This window comes from Nostoc sp. NMS4 (assembly GCF_017115095.1).
GTDB lineage: Bacteria > Cyanobacteriota > Cyanobacteriia > Cyanobacteriales > Nostocaceae > Nostoc.
On record NZ_JABXKI010000406.1, the window covers coordinates 1 to 2,615 of the forward strand.

A 2,615-nucleotide genomic window follows, 5' to 3' on the forward strand; every position below is an offset into this window, starting at 1 on the left:
AAAAGAACCGCATATAACCATCATTATGGATTGTTGTCACTCTGGTTCTGGCACGAAAGATCCCATGCAAGAAGCCAAAGAACGCCGTTTTCCCGCCGATAAACGAGAACGTCCTTTAGATAGCTTTATTTTTAAACTGGAAGATTTAGAGAAACTTACAGATTCCCGCGATCGCGATCCCGAAAAACACCCGACAGGTTGGAAGATCCCCAAAGGTCGTCATGTGCTGCTAGCGGCTTGTCGAGACTACGAAACAGCGAAGGAATACCCAGGTAAGTTTAGGGGTTATTTCTCCTATTATTTGTTGGATACACTTAGCAAGACCAACGGAAAGCTGACATATCGGGATTTATTTGCCCGCACAAATGCTATTGTCCGTAGTGAAGGTAGAGAACAGTCTCCGCAATTGGAAGTGAATGATCCCCAAGATGGTGATAAGTTCTTCCTTGATGGTGCGATCGCCCCAGTTGCATCATACTTCATTGTCAACCATGACAAAACCTCTGGATGGGTAATTGAAGGTGGTGCTGTCCACGGAGTGCAACCACCCAAAAATGGCGAAACTACTTTATTAGCACTATTTAAATTTGATGCTAATAATGACGATTTGCGTGACCCCTCAAACTCTGTAGGTACAGCAAAAGTAACTCAGGTATTGCCAATTAATAGCAAAATCGATATTGAAGGGGTAGAAAACCTAGCTACTGATAGCACTTTTAAAGCAGTTGTCACCAGTTTACCCTTACCACCTTTAGGGGTTTCCATTGAAGGAGATGAAGCGAGTGTAAACTTAGCGCGTGAACAGCTAAACAAAGCTGGACTCAATGGTAAACCCTCAGCCTATGTCCGCGAGTTACAAGAAATCGGCAACGCAGATTTGCGCTTGTTGTGTCACAATGACCAGTACATCATAGCCAGACCCACAGATGAGCATCCCCTAGTAGCTCAAATTGATGGTTACACCCCAGACAGCGCAGAGAAAGCAATTAAACGCTTAGAACATATTGCCCGATGGAAAACAATTGCTAAACTTGCAAATACTGCGGCGACTCAGATTAAAACTGGTGATGTGAAGATGGAACTCATCTTTAAAGACGAGGATTTATCACAATCACAGCAGATGCGTTTGCAGTACAAGTATCAGAACGGTAAGTGGCAACCACCGGAATTTAAACTGAAACTTACCAATACAACTAAAAAGCCTTTTTACTGTGCTTTAGTCAATCTTTCAGATAGTTTTTCCATTAGCGCCCCATTTTTTGAATCTGGTAGCATCAGGTTACAACCAGGAGAATCAGCTTATGCTTTAGATGGAGAAGAATTGATCCTCGAAGTCCCAGACGAGTATTGGACACTGGGAATTACCGAGTACAAAGACATAATTAAATTGATTGTTAGCAATGACGAATTTGATGCCAGATTGTTAAATCAAGATAAACTAGATGCTCCTCGACCTAGATCAAGAGATATAGAATCTGCAAATCAAGGTAGTCTTGAACGTTTAATGGCTCGGACGCAAAATCGTGAAATCAGAGCCAAAAGTAGCGCAGTCAGTTTTGACGATTGGTATGCAGAGGAAATCACAATTACCACAGTCCGCCCCTTGGAATCTACCCCAGTTTCCCCAGGACAAGAACAACAATTAGGAGTAGGGGTGAAATTACAACCTCATCCCAGCTTAAAGGCAAATGTTCGCCTCACAACTACACCACAAGTCAGTCGGGATTTGGGTAATAAAATTTTGCCTCCCATCCTACGGGAAGATCCACAAGTAACTCAACCTTTCCAATTTACTACCAGTCGCGGCACAGACCCAGGATTAAGTGTATTGGAACTGAACGACGTTGCAGACTATGAAGTAGTTACCCCAGATGCACCTCTGAAGTTGTTAGTTGATGCACCCCTAGCAGATAATGAATATCTGCTTCCCATAGGTTATGATGGTGAATTTTTCTTACCTCTAGGGCGTGGTCTAATAACTAACGACGGTAAAACAGAAATTATTCTCGAAAGATTACCAGCCCCCGTAAGTGAGGGAGAACGCAGCCTGCAAGGTGCAATCTGCATCTTCTTTCAAAAAGTAATCAGCCAGGGTTTGGGACGGGAATTTAAGTATCCGATATTAGCAGTACCTGAAATAACGGAGAACAAGAAAAAGAAAGTAATTTATCATGACGATAAAGCTTATGTTAAGGAGCAGGTAAAAAACGCCAAACGAATTGCTCTCTATATCCACGGAATTATCGGCGATACCGAAAGTTTAGTATCTACTATTAAACAGCCTGTATTGCAACCAGATGGGCAAAAAATTTCCATCAGCGAACTTTACGACTTAGTGCTTACCTTTGATTATGAAAATTTGAATACTTCTATTGAGCAGAATGCCCAAAATTTAAAACGATTGCTAACAGATGTAGGTTTAGGAGAAAACCACGGTAAAGAGCTACATATTATTGCTCACTCAATGGGTGGTTTAGTATCTCGTTGGTTTATTGAACGGGAAGGTGGGCATAAATTTGTCCAACACCTAATTATGTTGGGTACACCAAACGCCGGTTCTCCTTGGTCTGTGGTGGAAGATTGGCTAAAACTGACTCTGGGTATTGCACTCAACA

Annotated in this window: 1 protein-coding gene; it reads left to right on the top strand. The window is 42.2% G+C overall.

Annotated elements, in window-relative coordinates; translation table 11 throughout:
• Nucleotides 1-25 precede the first annotated feature (25 nt).
• Nucleotides 26-2,615 (top strand): DUF7379 domain-containing protein (locus HWQ37_RS32820; protein ID WP_292755325.1); only part of this gene is annotated, 2,590 nt, incomplete at its 3' end.